The 18,278-nt window shown below is 39.3% G+C and carries 17 protein-coding genes and 1 pseudogene; 2 read left to right on the forward strand and 16 right to left on the reverse strand.

Features of this window, described 5'->3' with window-relative positions:
• Positions 1-114: 114 nt before the first annotated feature.
• The 3 genes from FAR12_RS04675 to mce all read right to left on the reverse strand — a co-directional run bounded on the left by FAR12_RS04675 (position 115) and on the right by mce (position 3,283).
• Positions 115-1,236, reverse strand: a complete 1,122-nt coding sequence (locus FAR12_RS04675; protein WP_126406870.1) for a tripeptidase T — start codon at positions 1,234-1,236, stop codon at positions 115-117.
• Positions 1,237-1,317: 81 nt separating this feature from the next.
• Positions 1,318-2,865, reverse strand: a complete 1,548-nt coding sequence (locus tag FAR12_RS04680) for an acyl-CoA carboxylase subunit beta (protein WP_126406872.1) — start codon at positions 2,863-2,865, stop codon at positions 1,318-1,320.
• Positions 2,866-2,869: 4 nt separating this feature from the next.
• On the reverse strand, positions 2,870-3,283 hold the full coding sequence (gene mce, locus FAR12_RS04685; protein ID WP_126406874.1) for a methylmalonyl-CoA epimerase: 414 nt from the start codon (positions 3,281-3,283) through the stop codon (positions 2,870-2,872).
• Positions 3,284-3,430: 147 nt separating this feature from the next.
• Between mce and prli42 the strand changes: the two genes are divergently transcribed.
• Both prli42 and FAR12_RS04690 read left to right on the forward strand, forming a co-directional pair.
• On the forward strand, positions 3,431-3,526 hold the full coding sequence (gene prli42 / locus FAR12_RS23305; protein ID WP_170972100.1) for a stressosome-associated protein Prli42: 96 nt from the start codon (positions 3,431-3,433) through the stop codon (positions 3,524-3,526).
• A gap of 103 nt (positions 3,527-3,629) precedes the next feature.
• Positions 3,630-4,085: a BsuPI-related putative proteinase inhibitor gene (locus FAR12_RS04690; protein WP_126406876.1), complete on the forward strand. Its 456-nt coding sequence runs from the start codon at positions 3,630-3,632 to the stop codon at positions 4,083-4,085.
• A gap of 83 nt (positions 4,086-4,168) precedes the next feature.
• Here the strand turns inward: FAR12_RS04690 and FAR12_RS04695 are convergent.
• The 13 genes and pseudogenes from FAR12_RS04695 to FAR12_RS04755 all read right to left on the reverse strand — a co-directional run bounded on the left by FAR12_RS04695 (position 4,169) and on the right by FAR12_RS04755 (position 18,251).
• Positions 4,169-5,109 (reverse strand): annotated as a pseudogene (locus tag FAR12_RS04695) (ABC transporter ATP-binding protein).
• Complete coding sequence (locus FAR12_RS04700; RefSeq protein WP_126407408.1) at positions 5,106-6,086, reverse strand: ABC transporter ATP-binding protein; 981 nt, start codon at positions 6,084-6,086, stop codon at positions 5,106-5,108. The pseudogene FAR12_RS04695 and the gene FAR12_RS04700 overlap by 4 nt, the downstream one beginning before the upstream one ends.
• Before the next feature lie 65 nt (positions 6,087-6,151).
• Positions 6,152-7,048, reverse strand: coding sequence for an ABC transporter permease (locus FAR12_RS04705; RefSeq protein ID WP_126406878.1), 897 nt, complete (start codon positions 7,046-7,048; stop codon positions 6,152-6,154).
• Positions 7,049-7,984 (reverse strand): nickel ABC transporter permease, encoded by a 936-nt coding sequence (gene nikB, locus FAR12_RS04710; protein ID WP_126406880.1) that lies wholly within the window; start codon positions 7,982-7,984, stop codon positions 7,049-7,051.
• On the reverse strand, positions 7,984-9,636 hold the full coding sequence (locus FAR12_RS04715; protein ID WP_126406882.1) for an ABC transporter substrate-binding protein: 1,653 nt from the start codon (positions 9,634-9,636) through the stop codon (positions 7,984-7,986). The genes nikB and FAR12_RS04715 overlap by 1 nt, the downstream gene beginning before the upstream one ends.
• Positions 9,637-9,649: 13 nt before the next feature.
• Positions 9,650-11,098 (reverse strand): serine hydrolase domain-containing protein, encoded by a 1,449-nt coding sequence (locus tag FAR12_RS04720; RefSeq protein ID WP_126406884.1) that lies wholly within the window; start codon positions 11,096-11,098, stop codon positions 9,650-9,652.
• A gap of 135 nt (positions 11,099-11,233) precedes the next feature.
• Positions 11,234-12,373, reverse strand: coding sequence for an o-succinylbenzoate synthase (gene menC / locus FAR12_RS04725; protein WP_170972101.1), 1,140 nt, complete (start codon positions 12,371-12,373; stop codon positions 11,234-11,236).
• Positions 12,374-12,385: 12 nt separating this feature from the next.
• Positions 12,386-13,408, reverse strand: a complete 1,023-nt coding sequence (locus tag FAR12_RS04730; RefSeq protein WP_126406886.1) for a dipeptidase — start codon at positions 13,406-13,408, stop codon at positions 12,386-12,388.
• Positions 13,398-14,300, reverse strand: a complete 903-nt coding sequence (locus FAR12_RS04735) for a MurR/RpiR family transcriptional regulator (RefSeq protein ID WP_126406888.1) — start codon at positions 14,298-14,300, stop codon at positions 13,398-13,400. Before FAR12_RS04735 ends, FAR12_RS04730 begins: the two co-directional genes overlap by 11 nt.
• Before the next feature lie 22 nt (positions 14,301-14,322).
• Positions 14,323-15,468, reverse strand: a complete 1,146-nt coding sequence (locus tag FAR12_RS04740; protein ID WP_126406890.1) for a M20 peptidase aminoacylase family protein — start codon at positions 15,466-15,468, stop codon at positions 14,323-14,325.
• Between the two features lie 4 nt (positions 15,469-15,472).
• A complete protein-coding gene (locus tag FAR12_RS04745; protein ID WP_126406892.1) occupies positions 15,473-16,312 on the reverse strand; it encodes a GNAT family N-acetyltransferase in 840 nt (279 codons plus the stop codon).
• A gap of 339 nt (positions 16,313-16,651) precedes the next feature.
• Positions 16,652-17,647, reverse strand: coding sequence for an aromatic acid exporter family protein (locus tag FAR12_RS04750; protein ID WP_126406894.1), 996 nt, complete (start codon positions 17,645-17,647; stop codon positions 16,652-16,654).
• Positions 17,648-17,813: 166 nt separating this feature from the next.
• Positions 17,814-18,251: a BrxA/BrxB family bacilliredoxin gene (locus FAR12_RS04755; RefSeq protein ID WP_126406896.1), complete on the reverse strand. Its 438-nt coding sequence runs from the start codon at positions 18,249-18,251 to the stop codon at positions 17,814-17,816.
• Positions 18,252-18,278: the final 27 nt, after the last annotated feature.

Genomic DNA, 18,278 nt, shown 5'->3' on the forward strand with positions numbered 1-18,278 from the left:
CTACCCCTCCTTACCACCTATTTCTATAGTACTAATCGATGAGGTTTCTTGTCTACGAAAAATTATGAAAAAACGAAAATTAGAGAACCAGAAGACTGGTTCTCTAATCATATCTTAAGCTTCAGTTACTTCTCCAATAATGGCAATAACCATTTCCGCAAGCTTGTTCAGCTCTTCAATTGGCATACGTTCATTAGTCGTATGAATCTCTTCATAACCAACCGCAAGATTGACAGTAGGGATTCCAAAACCAGCAATTACGTTAGCGTCACTTCCGCCACCACTTTTTAATAGTTCAGCGCTACGTCCAATTTTCGCAGCTGCACGACGTGCCACTTCAACCACATGGTCACCTTCGCCATATTTGAAGCCAGGGTACATAACTTCTACCTCAACTTCTGCTTTCCCACCCATTTCAGCTGCAACTGATTCAAAAGCATCTTTCATCTTTTGAACTTGAGCTTCCATTTTTTCAGGAATTAAAGAACGTGCTTCTGCTAGGATTTCAACGCGATCACACACGATATTCGTTGGACCTTCCCCTTTAAATGCACCAATGTTTGCTGTTGTTTCTTCATCAATACGACCTAAAGGCATTCTCGCCACTGCTTTTGCTGCCATCGTTATTGCAGAGATTCCTTTTTCAGGCGCAACACCAGCATGAGCTGTCTTTCCTGAAATCGTTGCTCTTACCTTCGCTTGTGTAGGAGCTGCAACGATAATATTTCCAACTTTTCCATCGCTATCGAGCGCATAACCAAATTTTGCTGTTACCAATGAGGAATCTAATACTTTTGCACCTACTAGGCCAGATTCTTCTCCAACTGTAATAATGAATTGGATTGTCCCATGAGCAATATTTTGTTCTTTTAATACGCGAATAACTTCAAGCATAACGGCAAGTCCAGTCTTATCATCTGCACCAAGAATCGTTGTCCCATCCGTTACAACGTATCCGTCTTTAATAGATGGCTTCACACCTTTTCCTGGAACAACAGTATCCATATGAGACGTGAAATAGATTGTATCTACTCCTTCTTTATTGCCTGGTAAGGTACAAACTAAGTTCCCTGCTCCATGACCCGTTTGAGAAGTAGTATCATCCTCAAACACTTCTACGCCTAGATCAGAGAATTTTTTCTTTAGTACTTTCGCAATTTCAGTTTCATATTTTGTTTCAGAGTCAATTTGCACTAACTCCAAAAATTCATTTAATAATCTTTCTTCATTAATCATTTGATGTATCTCCTTCCAAGTTTCATCTTATTTCAGTATATCTTTTTTAACAGAGAATCGGCAAATTTTTCTTCCTCGCTCCTACAATGGAATATTCCCATGCTTCTTATGTGGACGGGATTCCTTTTTATTCCTCAACATCTCTAATGCTTGTATGAGCTTAATCCTCGTTTCTCTTGGGTCAATAACATCATCAACCATTCCCATGCTTGCAGCCACATACGGGTTGGCAAATTTATCTCTATATTCTTCAATTTTTTGTGCCCTAGTTTGCTCCGGATTTTCACTGTTTTGGATTTCCTTTGCAAAAATAATATTCGCAGCACCTTGTGGACCCATAACGGCAATCTCTGCATTTGGCCATGCATAGACTAAATCGGCCCCAATTGATTTACTATTTAAGGCCACATATGCACCACCATAAGCTTTTCGTAAAATAACCGTCAGCTTTGGCACAGTTGCTTCTGAATACGCATACAGAATTTTCGCCCCGTGACGAATAATTCCCCCATGTTCTTGCTTAACACCTGGGAAAAATCCAGTCACGTCTTCAAACGTAATAATCGGGATATTAAAGCTATCACAAAAACGGATAAAACGAGCTGCTTTGTCGGAGGAATCAATATCGAGACCACCTGCCATAAATTTCGGTTGATTACAAACTAAACCAACTACCTCACCCTTAATTCTAGCAAGACCAACTACGATATTTTTGGCAAAGTCCTGATGAACTTCAAAAAAAGATCCTGAGTCAACGACCTGATCGATCACAACCCTTACATCATAAGGACGAATCGCATCAAAAGGAATCACATCGGTCAAGTCAGGTCGAAAATCATCCGCTTCCTCTACCTCAGTAATCGGTGCCTTTTCCTCACTATTTTGAGGTAAATAGCTTAATAATACTCTTACCTTTTCGATAATCTCTTCCTCAGTTTCACTGCGAAAATGGGCATTTCCACTAATCGAGTTATGGACCCGAGCTCCACCCAAATCTTCTGGTGAAATCTTCTCACCTGTTACAGTCTCAATCACCTTCGGGCCCGTGATAAACATTTGACTCGTTTTTTCCACCATGAAAACAAAATCGGTAATCGCCGGTGAATACACAGCTCCTCCAGCACAGGGCCCTAAGATAACAGATATTTGTGGAATTACTCCAGAATAAATCGAATTTCGGTAAAAGATTTTTCCATATCCATCAAGAGAAACTACCCCCTCTTGAATTCTTGCTCCACCTGAGTCATTCAATCCTACAAAAGGAGCGCCATTCTTAGCTGCTAAGTCCATGACATTGGCAATTTTATTAGCATGCATTTCCCCAAGGGCTCCACCAAATACCGTAAAATCCTGAGAAAATAAGTAAATCGGACGGCCATTCACTTTACCATATCCAGTAACAACTCCGTCACCGGGCCCTTTTTGATTTTCCAAACCAAAATCACGGGAACGGTGTTCAATAAATGGATTTAGTTCGACAAAAGTGCCTTCATCAACAAGCAATTCAATCCGTTCTCTTGCTGTTAATTTCCCTTTTTCATGCTGTTTTTCAATTCTTTCGTCTCCTCCACCTAATTCGACAACTCTTCTACGATCATACAAATCATTAATTTTTTCATAGATGTCCATCGTGCTACTCTCCCTTTTCCCTTTTTTCACACAGTTCATATAGAACTCGACCAGTAGATTTTGGATGCATAAACGCTACAAGTGCTCCCCCTGCGCCTGTTTTCGTTTTATCCTGAAGCATTTGAATGCCTTTTTCCTGCATATCTTTAATTCTTTCCTCGATAGAGTCTACACCTAGTGCGACATGATGAATTCCCTCTCCACGCTTTTCTATCGCTTGAGCTATTGGACTATCTGGACTTGTTGGTTCTAGTAACTCTAATTTCGTTTCCCCAACCTTGATAAAGGCTACCTTAACTTTTTCACTATCAACCTCTTCTATCGCTTGAACTTCAAGGCCTAGAACCTCTGTGTAAAAAGGCAATGCCTTCTCAAGTGACCTTACGGCAATCCCAATATGATCGACTTTCTTAATCATGTTTAACCCTCCAACTGTTTCAATCAGTCTGTATCTTTTTAATATTCGATAAAATCATTGTTTTTCCTGCCAAATTTCGAGCGGTTGTTCAATTTCGAACTTCCTAGTAAAATAGAGTTAAGGATATCTGTCCAGGGAGGGAAAAAAGTGAGTAATAGAAAAGCAAGGAAAGTAGTCGTCTATTTAATGATTTTCGCCATTCTAGCTTCAACTTTACTAGTTGGTTTATCGATGTTTTTTTAAGAGATTAGAGGAGATTTCCTCTAATCTTTTTTATTCCCTGTAGTAACTTTTTTCAAAGAGAGGAAGTCTAATTTAGTGAATAACCAAAAGAGGGGTTTACAAAATGAGGGCGAAACGAAAGAACTTAGCAGCACTTGCCATAGCCTTATTTTTCACTATGTTAGCAGGCTGCGGAACATCTAGTGGAGACAATCCGGACGAGGTGAACGCAGAAGGAGAAATGAAAGTATCCATCGAGAAACAGAGTAACCATCAATATAAGTTAATCATCGAAAACGGAACGACCAAAGATGAGACATTAACCTTTGGTTCTTCTCAGAATTATGACTACTCCATTAAGAAACCAGATGGAACGATTGCCTACACTTATTCAGCTGATAAAAGCTTTTTGGCTGTTATCAAAGAAGAGGTCATAAAAGCAGGAGAAAAATTAGAGTTTGATTTGGATATAACTGAAGCATTGCAGTATCTTGAAGAGGGAGAATATACCATCGAGGCATGGGTATCAGCGAATGAACTGGCTCATAAAAAAGTAACGATTGATTTCATTTATGATTAGTTCTATTAAGCATTTTTCCAATAGCTAATGCAATAATCCCCAAGGAGACATGAACAAATCTTCTTGGGGCTCTTTTTTATCATTTAAACTAAATGACAGGATACTTCTCTACCTTCTATTTCACGTACTTCTGGTTTACTCACCTTACAAATGTCCTGCGCATATATGCACCGAGGGTGGAACTTGCATCCTGTTGGTGGATTAGAAGGTGAAGGAAGCTCTCCTTTTAAGATAATTCTTTCTTTCACCTCATCTGGATCCGTTTTAGGGATAGCAGAAATCAGTGCTTTCGTATAAGGAAGAGTTGCTCCTTCCCCCCCATTTCTACCATCTCCCCTAAATACATCACGCCTACACGATGGGCAATATGCTCAACTACACCAAGATCATGAGAAATAAGAATATAAGATAACCCTAATTCTTCCTGTAAATCCTGTAATAAATTCAAGATTTGGGATTGAACCGATACATCTAGAGCTGATACAGGCTCATCCAACACAACAATTTTAGGTCTTAAGATAATGGCTCTTGCTATGCCGATGCGTTGACGTTGTCCCCCTGACATTTCATGCGGGTATCGCTCTAAATGATTCTCAGATAATCCCACTAATCGAAGCGTCTCATTCAGCAGTGGTTCACGCTCCTTTTGGGGAACCTTGTGAGCAATCAGTGGCTCCGACAATATTTCTCTAATCGTCAACTTCGGATTCATGGATGCCATTGGGTCTTGGAAGACCATTTGAATATCTTTACGAATTTCATTCATTTCTCTTTTACTCAATGTAGTGATATCTTTTCCTTGAAAAATCACTTCGCCACTCGTTGGCTCAATCAAGCGAAGGACACAACGACCAGTCGTCGATTTTCCACAGCCGGATTCCCCAACAATTCCGATCGTCTCTCGTTCATTCAATTCTAAGCTCACTCCGTTGACAGCATGAACATATTTCTTTGATTGAAACCACGCTGATTTTGAGGAGAACTTTTTTTCCAAATTTCTAACTTCAAGCAGCGTCGTTGTCATATGACGTCCCCCTTATTTTCATATAACCAGCAACGACAGGATGTATGACTGTCCACATCATAGAGTGGGGGAGCAGTACTTTGACAAATCTCCATTGCTTTTGGGCAACGTTCTACAAAACGACATCCATGAGAAAATTGATCAGGGGTTGGAACTTGTCCTAATATCGATTTTAAACGTTTCTCCCCTTTTGATTGATGGGGAGTTGATTGGATCAAACCTATCGTATATGGATGCTTTGGATGACGGAGCAATGTTCTCGTATCTGTTGTTTCGACAACCTGTCCAGCATACATGACAACAACCCGATCACACATTTCCGCTACCACTCCTAGATCATGCGTAATGAGTAACATCGACATATCCATTTCATCTTTTAGCGAGCGTAATAAATCAAGAATTTGCGCCTGAATTGTTACATCTAAGGCTGTTGTCGGTTCATCCGCAATTAATAATGTAGGATTACAAGCGATCGCAATCGCAATCATTACACGTTGCTTCATGCCTCCAGACAGACGATGAGGATATTCATGATAAATTTCATCGGCTCGTGGGATTCCAACAAGTTGTAGAAGCTTGACCACTTTTTGCTTTACTTCTTGCCCCTTCAATTTTTCATGTTGTTCAATCACTTCTCCAATCTGCTTCCCAATTGTTAGAACTGGGTTCAGAGAGGTCATTGGATCTTGGAAGATCATTGAAATTTCTTTTCCTCTTATTTTCTTCATTTCTTTTTCATTTTTTTCTACAAGATTGATATTTTGATAAAATACCTCGCCGCTCGAAATTGTCCCATGCTTATCTAAGAGCTGAAGAATAGATAATGAAGTGACACTCTTCCCACAACCAGACTCTCCAACTATTCCAAGGACCTCGCCTTTTTCCACAATAAAGTCAACTTGATCGACAACCGTTAATGGACCATTTTTACTTTCAAACTGCGTTGTTAAGCCCTTTACTTCTAACACTTTTGACATTTTCACTCACCCCACCTCCTTGCACTTTGCTTTATCTTCTCGGGATAAGATTAATAAAAAAGAGCTTAACCTGATGATTTAGGATCAAAAATATCTCTTAATGCATCCCCTAAAAAGTTAACTGCAAATACGACCATAGTAATCGCTATTCCTGGAAAAGTAGCTAACCACCAAGCGTTTTGCATATAGTTTCTCCCCTCACTAAGCATCGTTCCCCATTCTGGAGTAGGCGGTTGTGCTCCTAGTCCAATAAAGCTTAGTGCAGCTGTATCCAAAATGGCCACTCCAATAAAAAGTGTTGTATAAACGAGTAAAATCCCGGTCACATTGGGCAGAAATTGACGTCGAAGAATCCAACTATGCGAACTTCCAATCGACCGACTAGCTTCCACAAACATCGATGACTTGATCGTCAAGGCTGCTCCTCTTATTAATCTTGCAAATCCGGGTATCGACGCAACCCCGACCGCAATCATTGCATTGGTTAAGCTAGGCCCTAAAATCGCCACAATCGCTAGAGCTAAGATGATACTTGGTAAGGCAAGTAAAATATCCATGATCCGCATTAACACATTGTCCACCCAACCACCTACATAGGCACATACTAAACCGATAAATGTACCAAGAAAAAAAGTGATTGCTACAGCTAACAAAGAAACAGTCAAAGTTACACGAACGCCATAAATAAGGCGAGAAAGAAGATCCCTTCCTATCGCATCGGTTCCTAGTAGATGTTCTTTATTTGGCGCTTCTAATATGGAATCATAAAATAATTCCTCTGGGTCGAAAGGGGCAATTATAGGAGCGAATATTCCGACAATAGAAACAATAAAAAGAAACAGAATGCAAACAACAGCACGCTTATCCTTGAAGATTCTTTTTAAGAAATCAGCTCTTAATTTCATAGGTGATTTCGACGTTACTCTTGCCTGTATCGGTTTGTAGATTTCTGATTTTGCCATTTAGCTTGCCTCCTTTACGCCCATTTCAACTCGAGGATCTATCACACTATACAAGATGTCTACCAAAATATTTATGGTCACATAGACGACTCCCATAAATAGAACAGTTCCCTGAATGAGAGGGAAATCCCGTGACATAATGGCACCAAGTGCTAATGTACCCAAGCCTGGCCAATTAAACACTTGCTCAATAATTACTGCTCCCCCAAGTAAACCAGCCAATTGTAATCCGATGACCGTCACCACAGGAATTAAAACATTTCGCAATGCATGTCTAAACAATATCAAACGATCCTCTAACCCCTTTGCTCGAGCTGTGCGTATATAATCGTTTGAAAGTACTTCCACCATTCCATTTCGAGTTAGTCGCATGATCATCGTCGATGCAACGACTCCAAGGGTACACGCAGGAAGAATAAGGTCACGAAAATTGGTACCATTGGCTATCGGAAACCAAGCTAGTTTTACAGAAAACACCATCACGAGTAAAATCGCTAACCAAAAGCTTGGAATCGATACTCCTAAGGTAGCAAAAACCGTACACAGCTTATCAATGATTGTATCTTTAAATCTAGCAGCCAAAATACCTAAAGAAATTCCGATAACAACTGCTATAAGTAACCCAAAAACAGCGAGTTTCACAGTTTCAGGAAAACGATCTAAGATCTCGGTCAAAACAGGTCTTCCCGTTTTCAACGATGTTCCAAAATCACCTTGAAAAAGATTGGCAATATACTGTCCATATTGAACCAAAAGGGGCTTATCCAGCCCCAAGTGGTGTGTCAAACGTTCTACTTGTTCAGGAGTTGCGTTTATCCCAAGCATTATTCTCACTGGATCCCCAGGAATAAAGTGAATGAGCAGGAATGAAAATATCGAAACGCCAAAGATGACTAGAATCCCGGATAAAATCCGGTTTAGGATAAACTGTTTCATTATTGTTGCACCCAGCTATCTTGGAATTCAACGCTCACATTATTCATCTTTACATCCTTCACTCTGCTATTCACCACAACAAATACCTTCTCAGCAAAGATTGGTACCCAATAGGCATTTTCAACGACATTTTCTTGAACCTGTGCATAGACTTGCTTTCTTTCCTCAGGCTCAACCGTTGTTCTGCCCTTTTCTAACAAAGCGTCAAGTTCGGGATCTTGCAGGCGAACATGGTTTAGACCACCAATTTGACTTGAATGGAAAAACATCGATAAGATATCAGGATCGCTATAAGAATAGGATAACAAGGACATTTGGTAATCTCCTTGAGCTACCTGTTCCATTAAGGTTCCTGCCTCTAATGATTGAATGCTGACATTGATTCCGACATCCTTTAGCATGGCTTGAATCATTTGAGCTGCCTGATTATGTGGACCCATAATGGAAAGTTCAAATGCAAGCTCCTGTCCATCCTTCTCCATAAAGCCGTCACTATTTTTTGTATAGCCAGAGCTTTCTAATAGACTAGTAGCCTCTTCTGGATTTAATTTATGGCCATAACTTTCGACATTTGGATCATAACCAAAAATAGTAGATGGTATCGGACCATAAGACGGAGTTCCTTCACCATTGATCGTAGCCTGAATAATAGCATCCTTATTAATAGCCATATTGATCGCTTTTCTAACATTCAAATCTGCAAGTAGCTCGTCTTCAAGGTTCATTTCAAGAAATAACCCTAATCCTTGACGGTCTGCCTCTAGAACATAGTAATCAGGATTATTACGGTATTTTTGTACATCTTTCGGTGCTACATTTATCGCCACATCAATTGAACCACTATCAAGTGCAGCTAGCATCGTTTGTTCATCAGGGATAAACTTATAAACCATTTGATCTGGATAGGCTTTCCCTTGATTAACAGCAGAGCTTTGAGGCCAATTGAAGTCATCATTTCTTACTAGCGTGACGGATTGGCCGGTTACCCATTCCTTAAATTTATAAGGTCCAGCACCAACTGGGTTACGTCCGTAGTCCTCACCAAATTGTTCAATAGCAGCCATCGATAATGGTTGGAGATACCCTTGACTTGTTAAGCTATTTAAAAATGGTGCTGATGGAGCCTCGAGTTCAATCACAAATGTTTGTTCATCCGGCGCTGACGTCGACTTGATTCCAGCTACGAGACCTGCTGCCACTGTTGCTCCCGTTTCAGGATTCAAAATTCGATCAAAGGTGTCCTTGAACACTTGTGCCGTTAATGGCGTTCCATCGGTAAAAGTTACTCCTTGACGAAGTTTAAACGTAAGCGTTTTTCCATCGTCGGAGACAGTATAATCTTCAGCAAGATATGGTTCTAATTCATTAGTCTCTGGATTGACACCAAGCAATGTCCCCCCAAGATGATTTGTAATAACACTGGCAATACTCATAGCCGTCTTATGAACATCTAATGTATCAGGCTCTTGCAACGAACCAACGGTGATTGTACCACCTGACTGAGGAGTAGAAGCCTCCTCTGGCGTATTCGTATCCGTACCTTCTTCTCCTTCAGTCGATGAAGTATCAGAGCTACACCCAATGATCAAGAACACAAAAAATATGAATATAGCGAATAGTAATAATGATTTTCTAGGACTTTTTAGCTTCATTAACTTGTCCTCCTTATTCGACTTTAACTGATTGTCGATATCCAAATGCTAAACGAATCACGTTTTCTTCTTCATCTCTTATAAAACGGAGCCCCAACTCTGCTTCTCTAAAGGGCACCATAAATGAATCTTCACCAATTGGAGTGATACCCTTTAACTCCATTCCATCAGCGCTAATTTGAAGCTTGCCATCTACAACAGACACGGTATAGTTAGCACCTTCACCAGAAGCATATACACCTTCATATTGCTTTATTTCCTCTTCTGAAAGCTCGACTTCATCGTAAGATACATAAGATTCTTTAACTGGTTTTCCTAATTGATCATTAAAGGCACTAAATAATAGTTTAGTAGACGGCACACCTGCTAGATTTGCAAATGCCGCCCCTGTTAGTCCTAATTCTGGGAGAATATTCAATTGTGCTGCAACTCCTTTAATAGAGCCACCATGCTCAATTAGTTTATGTCCGTAAAAATCAGGTATAACCATAACACCATACCCATAGTAGTGGCCTTTTTCACACTCAATGTATGGTGTTGTCATTAATTCAACACTTTCTGGCGTAAGGAGTTGTGCATCTCCTACCTTACCTTGATTACGGTAGATTTCAGCGTATTTAAGCATATCGTTCACAGTTGATTTCAAGAATCCGGCTGCCCTCATCGATGGTGCATCCCATGGATTATTCGATTCAAAAATAATCGTTTCCCCATCTTTTGTGCGAGAATTATAAAGGCAAGTAACATCATCGTGACCATCTAATTCTTCCAGATGAAAGACACTATTCTTCATTCCAGCAGGTTCTAAAATATATTCCTTTACATAATCTTCGTAAGTAATTCCACTTACTCTTTCAACAATGGTCCCTAAGAGTGAATAACAATCATTCGAATAACTAAACTCTGTTCCAGGTGCTCCGAGTAAAGTAAACTCCTGGCTGGCGATATCAGCCATTAACTCTTCGTACGTATCTACACTTGCGCCAGGTTCCTTTGATGCTTCCGCCTCTACTTTTCCAATATCGCCTTCTGTTTGACCCTCATCATCAAACTTTGGATCATTAGCAATGCTCTTGCTCAAAGCTTTGAATAAAGTTGGAATTGGTGGTAAGCCAGATGTATGTGTCAAGAAATGATGAATAGTCATTAGCTTTGTGTACTCTTCATTTGGAGTCTTAAATTCTGGTAAATATTTGATTACAGGGTCATTCACGTTAAGCTTTCCAGCCTCTTGTAATTGCATGATGGCTACAGCTGTAAACGATTTGGTGACCGATCCAATTCCAAATACCGTATCGGATGACAACGGGAGCTTATTGGCGACGTCACGATACCCATAACCTTTTTCATAAAATAATTGACCTTCTTTTGCGAGCCCAATTGAAAAGCCTGGAATCTCAAATTTTTCTACCAACTCTTCACAATACTGTTCAAACTCACGAGTAACTGTACTTAACGTCATTAAAAACCTCTCCCTTTTCCGATATTTTTTTATTATAAATTTGTACAATAGTACAACTCATAATCCCTAATCAAAATGTCTCGCTAAAAGTAAAATCGGCAAAAAGCTTACAACCATTGCCTCCAAACCGAATATCTAGGCTAAGATATTATTCTTTGAATAGACTGTTTTCTCCACTCGGTAAGACTCTAGCACTTCACGATTGACCTCGTAACCAATCCCTGGTTTACTTGGCACATGAATGACACCCTTATCTACAAAGACTTCTGGATCAATAATGTCTTTCTCCCAATACCTAGATGAACCTGCTGTGTCTCCTGGTAAAATAAATTGTGGTAGGGTTGTCAAAGCAATGTTGTGTGCCCGCCCAATTCCAGCTTCAAGCATTCCACCACACCAGACAGCAATTCCTTTTTCAGCACAATAGTCATGGATTTTCTTGGATTCCGTCAGCCCACCAACACGACCAATTTTTATATTAATAATTTCACAACTACCTAACTCAACCGCTTTTCTGGCATCCTCTACTGAATGAATGCTTTCATCTAAACAAATCGGAGTTGATAAAACAGACTGTAATTTGGCGTGATCCACAATATCATCATGGGAAAGTGGTTGTTCAATCATCATTAAATTAAGTTCATCAAGTTTCCTTAGCATGTCTATATCCGCTAACGTATAGGCAGAATTGGCATCTGCCATAAGTAAAATATCAGGAAAATATTTTCTTACTTCTTTTAACATCTCGTAATCCGCACCAGGTTTAATTTTTATCTTCATACGTTTGTAGCCTTCATTCACGAATCCTTCAACTACATTTACGAGCTCTTTCGCTGTCGGTTGAATCCCAATACTAATTCCTACATCGATTTGCTGCTTCGTTCCACCTAAAGCATTATATAAAGGGGTGTGGTTTCGTTTAGCATATAGATCCCATACGGCACCTTCTAATCCAGATTTCGCCATATTGTTTCGGCGAATGGGTTCAAATCGCTTCGACACTTCATCTGGATGGTCGATTGGGGATTCGAGTAATAAGGGTATCAAGAAATTCTCCATAATATGTTTGTTGGTTTCAACCGTTTCCTCGCTGTACCAAGGACTGGAAAATGCAACGGACTCTCCAAATCCACTACATCCTGATTCATCCTCCATTTCAATTACAAAAAACTCTTTATCTTGAAATGTGCCAAAGCTCGTGGTGAAGGGATCTTTTAATCGCATAACCATACGGTGTAGGGTCACTTCCTGTATGGAAATTGGCTTATTGGTCATGATGTTTCCTCCTTAATTGAAAATCCTTTGAAAATTTTTCCCCAATAGTGCTTCTAAATCATCTTCTGTATACCCACGTTTTAAGAGTCCTTCAACAAAGATAGGAATAGACCGATGACCAGGAACAACATCAAATGGTTTTCGAGGAAAACTAGCCAATTCATCCAGCGAAACATATTTCATAACGTCCTCGCAAAGATCAAGTCCAAGTCCCACATGCTGAATTCCCGCCACTTTGATAAGATGATCGAGATGGTCTAGCAACTGTTCCATTGTTGAACTTTGATCATCATCGCCAACAAGCATGCTTGCAGCATTTACACCAATTACTCCATTTGTTGCCGCTATTGCCTTAATTTGTTCATCAGTTAGATTACGCATTGTTTGGCAGATAGAGCGAACATTAGAATGAGATGCAATCACTGGATTTTTTGCAATCTCTATGACATCCCAGAAGCCTTCATCATTTAAATGGGAGACATCAATCACGATCCCCAACTTTTCCGCTTCTTCAATGACCTTTACACCGAAACTACTAATCCCTCCTTTTTTGCCTTCTTTTGTCGGTTGAAAGAAACTACCATCACCAACTGCATTCCTGCGGCTCCACACCAAGCCAAGATTACGAACGCCCAGTTCATAAAACACCCGCAATAAACTGAGATCCGTTCCGATAGGCTCAGCACCTTCAAGTGATAGAAGAAAACCAATTTTATTCTCTTGCTTCGCAATATTCATATCTTCACCTGAATAACAAATCATTAGCTTATCAGGTGATTCATTAACCTCTTCATACAAGGAACTAATTTGACTTAATGCCTTTCTCAATGCCATTTCTGGTAAAAAGCTACTCTCTATAAATAGAGATGCGACAATGACATTTACCCCTCCTTCCACAAAACGAGGATAATAGTCCGACTCAATGACCTTTGTTCTCCCTCTCTCTCTCTGAATTTGCACATCCATTAATAAGTCAAAGTGACCGTCAACTACTAGTTTGCTATGTGCTATTTTAGTAGAAAGTTCAATACTCATTAGCTTCACTCCTTAATTCTTCATCCATTTTCTCGGTTTTCGTAAATGGATAATATTCAGTGCTATTTTGATCATAGCTAGCCAAATGATTTTGCACTTTTGGATTTTCTGAAGCAGCGATACTTGTTACAAGTAAGTTTAAAAGAGAGAATGTGGGAGTAATTCCTTTTAAAGGAATCGGCGTTGGTGCAATAACCTTAAATAAGATGTCTGCATATTGACCAATAGGTGATAATTGATCGTCCGTTATCGCAATAATGAACGCACCTTTTTTCTTGGCCGCTTTTACAAAGGAGAAGGTTTCTTGGATGTAGCGCGGGAAGGTAATAGCAACAACAGCTGTGTTTTCGTCAACCGAGGATAACAAATAATTTGCATCCTCAATTTCACCACGATAAAGTGTTGTATTTCCAATTACTATATTGAGTGCAAACATGAACCAGTTCGCAGGACCGTAAGAAGGGCGAAAACCAAGAACAATTCGATTCTCTGTTTCTATAAGTTTTTCAACTGCTTTTTGAAATTGATTTATATCAATATCCTCTAATGTCGCTTTTATATAGGCATTATCCTGCTCTATCACATATTGAATCAGATTAGTATCTTTGAGCGAACTAGACATTTTTCGAAAATTTTCGATGGGGTTTTTATAATTCGTATCTTCCAGCAAGTTCGTTTGAATCTCTTTCTGAAGCTCGCTGTATCCGGAATAACCTAAAAGATAACATAAGCGAATGACTGTCGTTTCACTAACCCCACAAGATTTCCCGCTTTGCTTTGCTGTTTGTAAAGCCACTTCCTTTGGAAAATCAATTATGTATTTAGCAATCACTTTTTGCCTTTTTGTAAACGTGTTATAGTTCTTTCTAATTTTTTCTGTATATAGTTCCATCAAATTAAACCCTTTCTTAGGATTACTGGTGGTTGGTCTCAAATACCTTTACCAATGCATGGCTTAAGATTTTCACTCCATTTAAAAGAGCGTCTGGGTTAAAGTTCATTTTCGGATGGTGCAACCCTGGGGATAGATCAGTTCCTAATCCCACCATCGTTGCTTCCAAGTTTGGGAAGTATTCTTTGTAAAAATGAAAATCCTCTCCTCCTGGAGTAACAGGTACTTTGGCCAGCCCCGCCTCACCAAGAGCTTCCACAATGGCTTCTCTAACAATTCCTTCAAAATATGGACTTGACTCTGCGGCTACCATGGAGGCCTCCGCTTCAAGCTTTACCTCAGCGAAATTAATTGAACCTGCCGTTACTACTGCATGGAAAACCTTCTCAAGCAGTTCGTCCATCACTTCATTCCTCTCTGCTCGAACATCAATACCAAATTCAGCGAAGTCTGAAATAATATTTAGATTTGCTCCACCTGCTTTAACCATTGTTACTTTTACTGAAGCTGAAACAGTCGGGTCAATGTTGATAGAATTTACAGCTTGGATAATGGACGCTAGTGAATCAACGACGTTTATTCCAAGATTCGGTCTTGCACCATGAGCTTGCACACCTTTAATTTCACCCTTTAATAATGTCGTTGCCCCGTGATAAATTGCGGGAGATGCCTTACCAAATGGCATTTCCTGAATGGGTCGAACATGTAAACCTAAGAGAAAATTGAGATCATCTACTACTCCTGCATCAATGATAGCTTGTGCTCCCTTTCCTGATTCCTCAGCCGGTTGAAAAATAACTTTTAAGAGTCCGTTTGGCGTAAATCCGATTTCCTTCAAACATCTAATGGTATGAAGGACCATAGTCATATGCCCATCATGACCACAAGAGTGATTTGCCTGCCACTTTCCATCAACAAGCTGCCATAATGCATCCATATCGGCCCTAATTCCAACTGTTGGACCTTCAGACTTATTGCCCCAGTAACCTACTACTCCTGTATGATCTTGGAACGTTTCATACGGAATACCTATTTGTTCTAACTGTGAACAAAGAAACTTTGTCGTTTCAACTTCCTTCCAACTAATTTCAGCATTTGTATGAAGGTAATGATAGGTTGATTTGATCGTTTCCTCTTGTTCTCTCACCCAATCATGGATTTCGTTCATCACGTCAATCCTCCGCCAACTTATTTTCAAGTATGTAAAAATGAAGCATAGAATTTGGATTTCTTTTAACTCCTGTCACAACAAATCCTTTTGAAAATGCTGTACTAATCGCTCCGCGTACTGCGTATCTCCACGCATATGCCCCTTCGGATGTCCGTTTTTTAATCACTTGGATGTCGGATGGAACCGGAACCAAATATCCACTTTCCTGCTCGCTAATCAAAAGCTCAGTCTTTACTGGTATTGGAAAATTGTCCTCCTTTTCTTCCCAGCCGAACAACAGCTTATACTCTGATTCAGTTTGTTTCTCTCTTTCAGCTAAAAGAGTCCTTACCACCCGCTTCGAACAAATCTCCCACTCTATTAATAAACGGTCTGTAGGTAGCCCTTTATTCAAGTTATCTTCCATCTCACCATAGTAGGAGGCAAAATAACGCTTCGAATAAGCACCTAACTTATGAATGTTAAAATAACCATTTCTAATTTCCAATGGATCAAAGGTCCAGACAATCTTTTTATAGCCATAGTTTATCGCCCAATCTCGCTGCTTTACTTTTAGTTGATAGCCTATTCCTTCATTTTGATAGCTTGCTAATATTCCAGCCATGTGTGAGATTAAATACGTCTCGCCATCCTTGAAACCAGGAAATCCGTAGCAGAAACCAACTAATCTTTCACCATCAAAGGCTCCAATGACGATCCCTCCATGGTGAATGGAAGCGATCAGCTGAGGCTTGGGAGAAACGGTATCCTTACCCCAAATTTCAGCCTGGAGGTCAACAACTTTATCTATATCCTTAAAATCATCTATTTTTTTATAAATGATATTCTTGACGGAACCCATCGTTCATTTACCCCCATTCCAAGATGGCATTAGACATACGTTTACCATAAAAAAACTGGACTCATAAAGTTCACACTTTAATTATCTGAATTTTTTGAAGCATTGACTTTTTTTCATTATATACGAATGGATTGCGCATAACAATACAAATAATTTAAAATTCAAAATTTTTAGATACATAAACTCAAAGCTGTTTGAATGAACTAAAAAAAGACTTAGAAAACAACATTTTTTCGCTGTTTTCTAAGTCTTTTTTTATGATAAATTCCATCATTGTTGTTCTTAACTTAACCATTTAATCCTATAAATTCAGATCCAGACAATTGCTTTAATTGTATATTAATTCAATTCCACACTACCTTTTCGATACTTTTTCTTTTCTCTTTTTAACGATTTGAAAAAGTTTTTAAGGATTAAATATTGTTCAATTTCTTTTGTGATTTGAAGTAGTGTTGCACGAACTTCGAATTCCTCGCGCGTTTTCGGAAGCTCCATTTTTTGAAATTGTTCCCTCATGTCCAATAGCTTTTCAAGAAAGTTCTGCGGGACCTCACCAGGACAAATGTAACCGGAGAGCTCTTCTAAGAAATCGGCGATCATTTTTCCTTGAACAACCGTGATCGGAAGTGCTGCAATAAGAACAAGAATCCTTTCAATGATCTCAAACTGCTTTTCCCTCATTTTAAAATAATGATAGTAGAGATTTTCATTCCGGCGGAAATGATTTTCTACATCTCGAAAGGCTAATGCTTTTGCTTCATCTATCAAGCTTGCGGTCGATGTTAGCTCTTTTCCATCCCAACGATTATCATTTGTCCTTAAATAATGGACAATTTCCATCATAATTTTGCTGAAATTCTGTTCTAGTTTATCCTGATACTCGAGTAACTTTTTCTCAGCACTCGGCATATACAAATTCATTACAAGGGCCATCCCAACCCCAATAAGTACAATCCCGATCTCATTTAAGAGCAAACCAATCGTGACATTCTTCGCATTATAGATATGAAAAATGATAACACTGCTAGACACGATTCCTTCTTGTACCTTAAAAAACACCGCTGTTGGGATAAAAAATAGCAGCATTAACCCAATCGTAAGCGGATGATATGTAATTCCCTCAAAAAATAGAGTCGAAAAACCCATCGCTATCAGACAAGCAAGGACTCTATCTAAGGATGCTTTCACTGATTTTACCTTCGTTGGTTTAATGCACAGAATCGTTAAGATACCAGCTGAGGCAAAATTGGTAAGTCCAATTGCTTGAGCTAGAAAAATAGATAGAGTTGTTCCTAATGCAGTCTTAATCGTACGATAACCTATCTTAAATTTCATAAAATCCCCCAAAATTGTTTTGGTGTACTTCTAGAATCAAATGCTTGAAATACAAATAAACTTATTACATTGTGAATTTTACTACATACGATTAGTATTTGGAATAACCGGTTCTTAATATGAAAAAAAACCTCGGAATAACCGAGGTTTAAAAGTCTAGATATTATTATACTTCTTCACAATACTGTTCGAATGCATCCTGTAGCTTTTGCACAACTTCCATTGGACCATGACCTTCAATATCATGACGCTCAACCATAGTAACTAGCTTTCCATCCTTTAATAATGCGAAAGACGGTGAGGATGGCGGATAACCAGTAAAGTAAGAACGTGCCTTTTCAGTCGCTTCCTTATCTTGACCAGCAAAGACAGTCACTAATTGATCAGGTCTCTTATCATAATGTAGGGAGTGCATAGCCGCTGGACGAGCAATACCACCTGCACATCCACAAACTGAATTGACCATTACAAGTGTTGTCCCTTTTTGTTGTAATGCTTCGTCAACTTGCTCTGGAGTTGCCAATTCTTTATAACCCGCAGCAACAATTTCTTGTCTCGCTTGGCGAACAACATCATTCATGAATAAATTAAAATCCATGTTCATCTATATCGCTCCCTTATTTCAAGTAAG

The organism is Bacillus yapensis, assembly GCF_005280205.1.
GTDB classification, from domain to species: domain Bacteria; phylum Bacillota; class Bacilli; order Bacillales; family Cytobacillaceae; genus Robertmurraya; species Robertmurraya yapensis.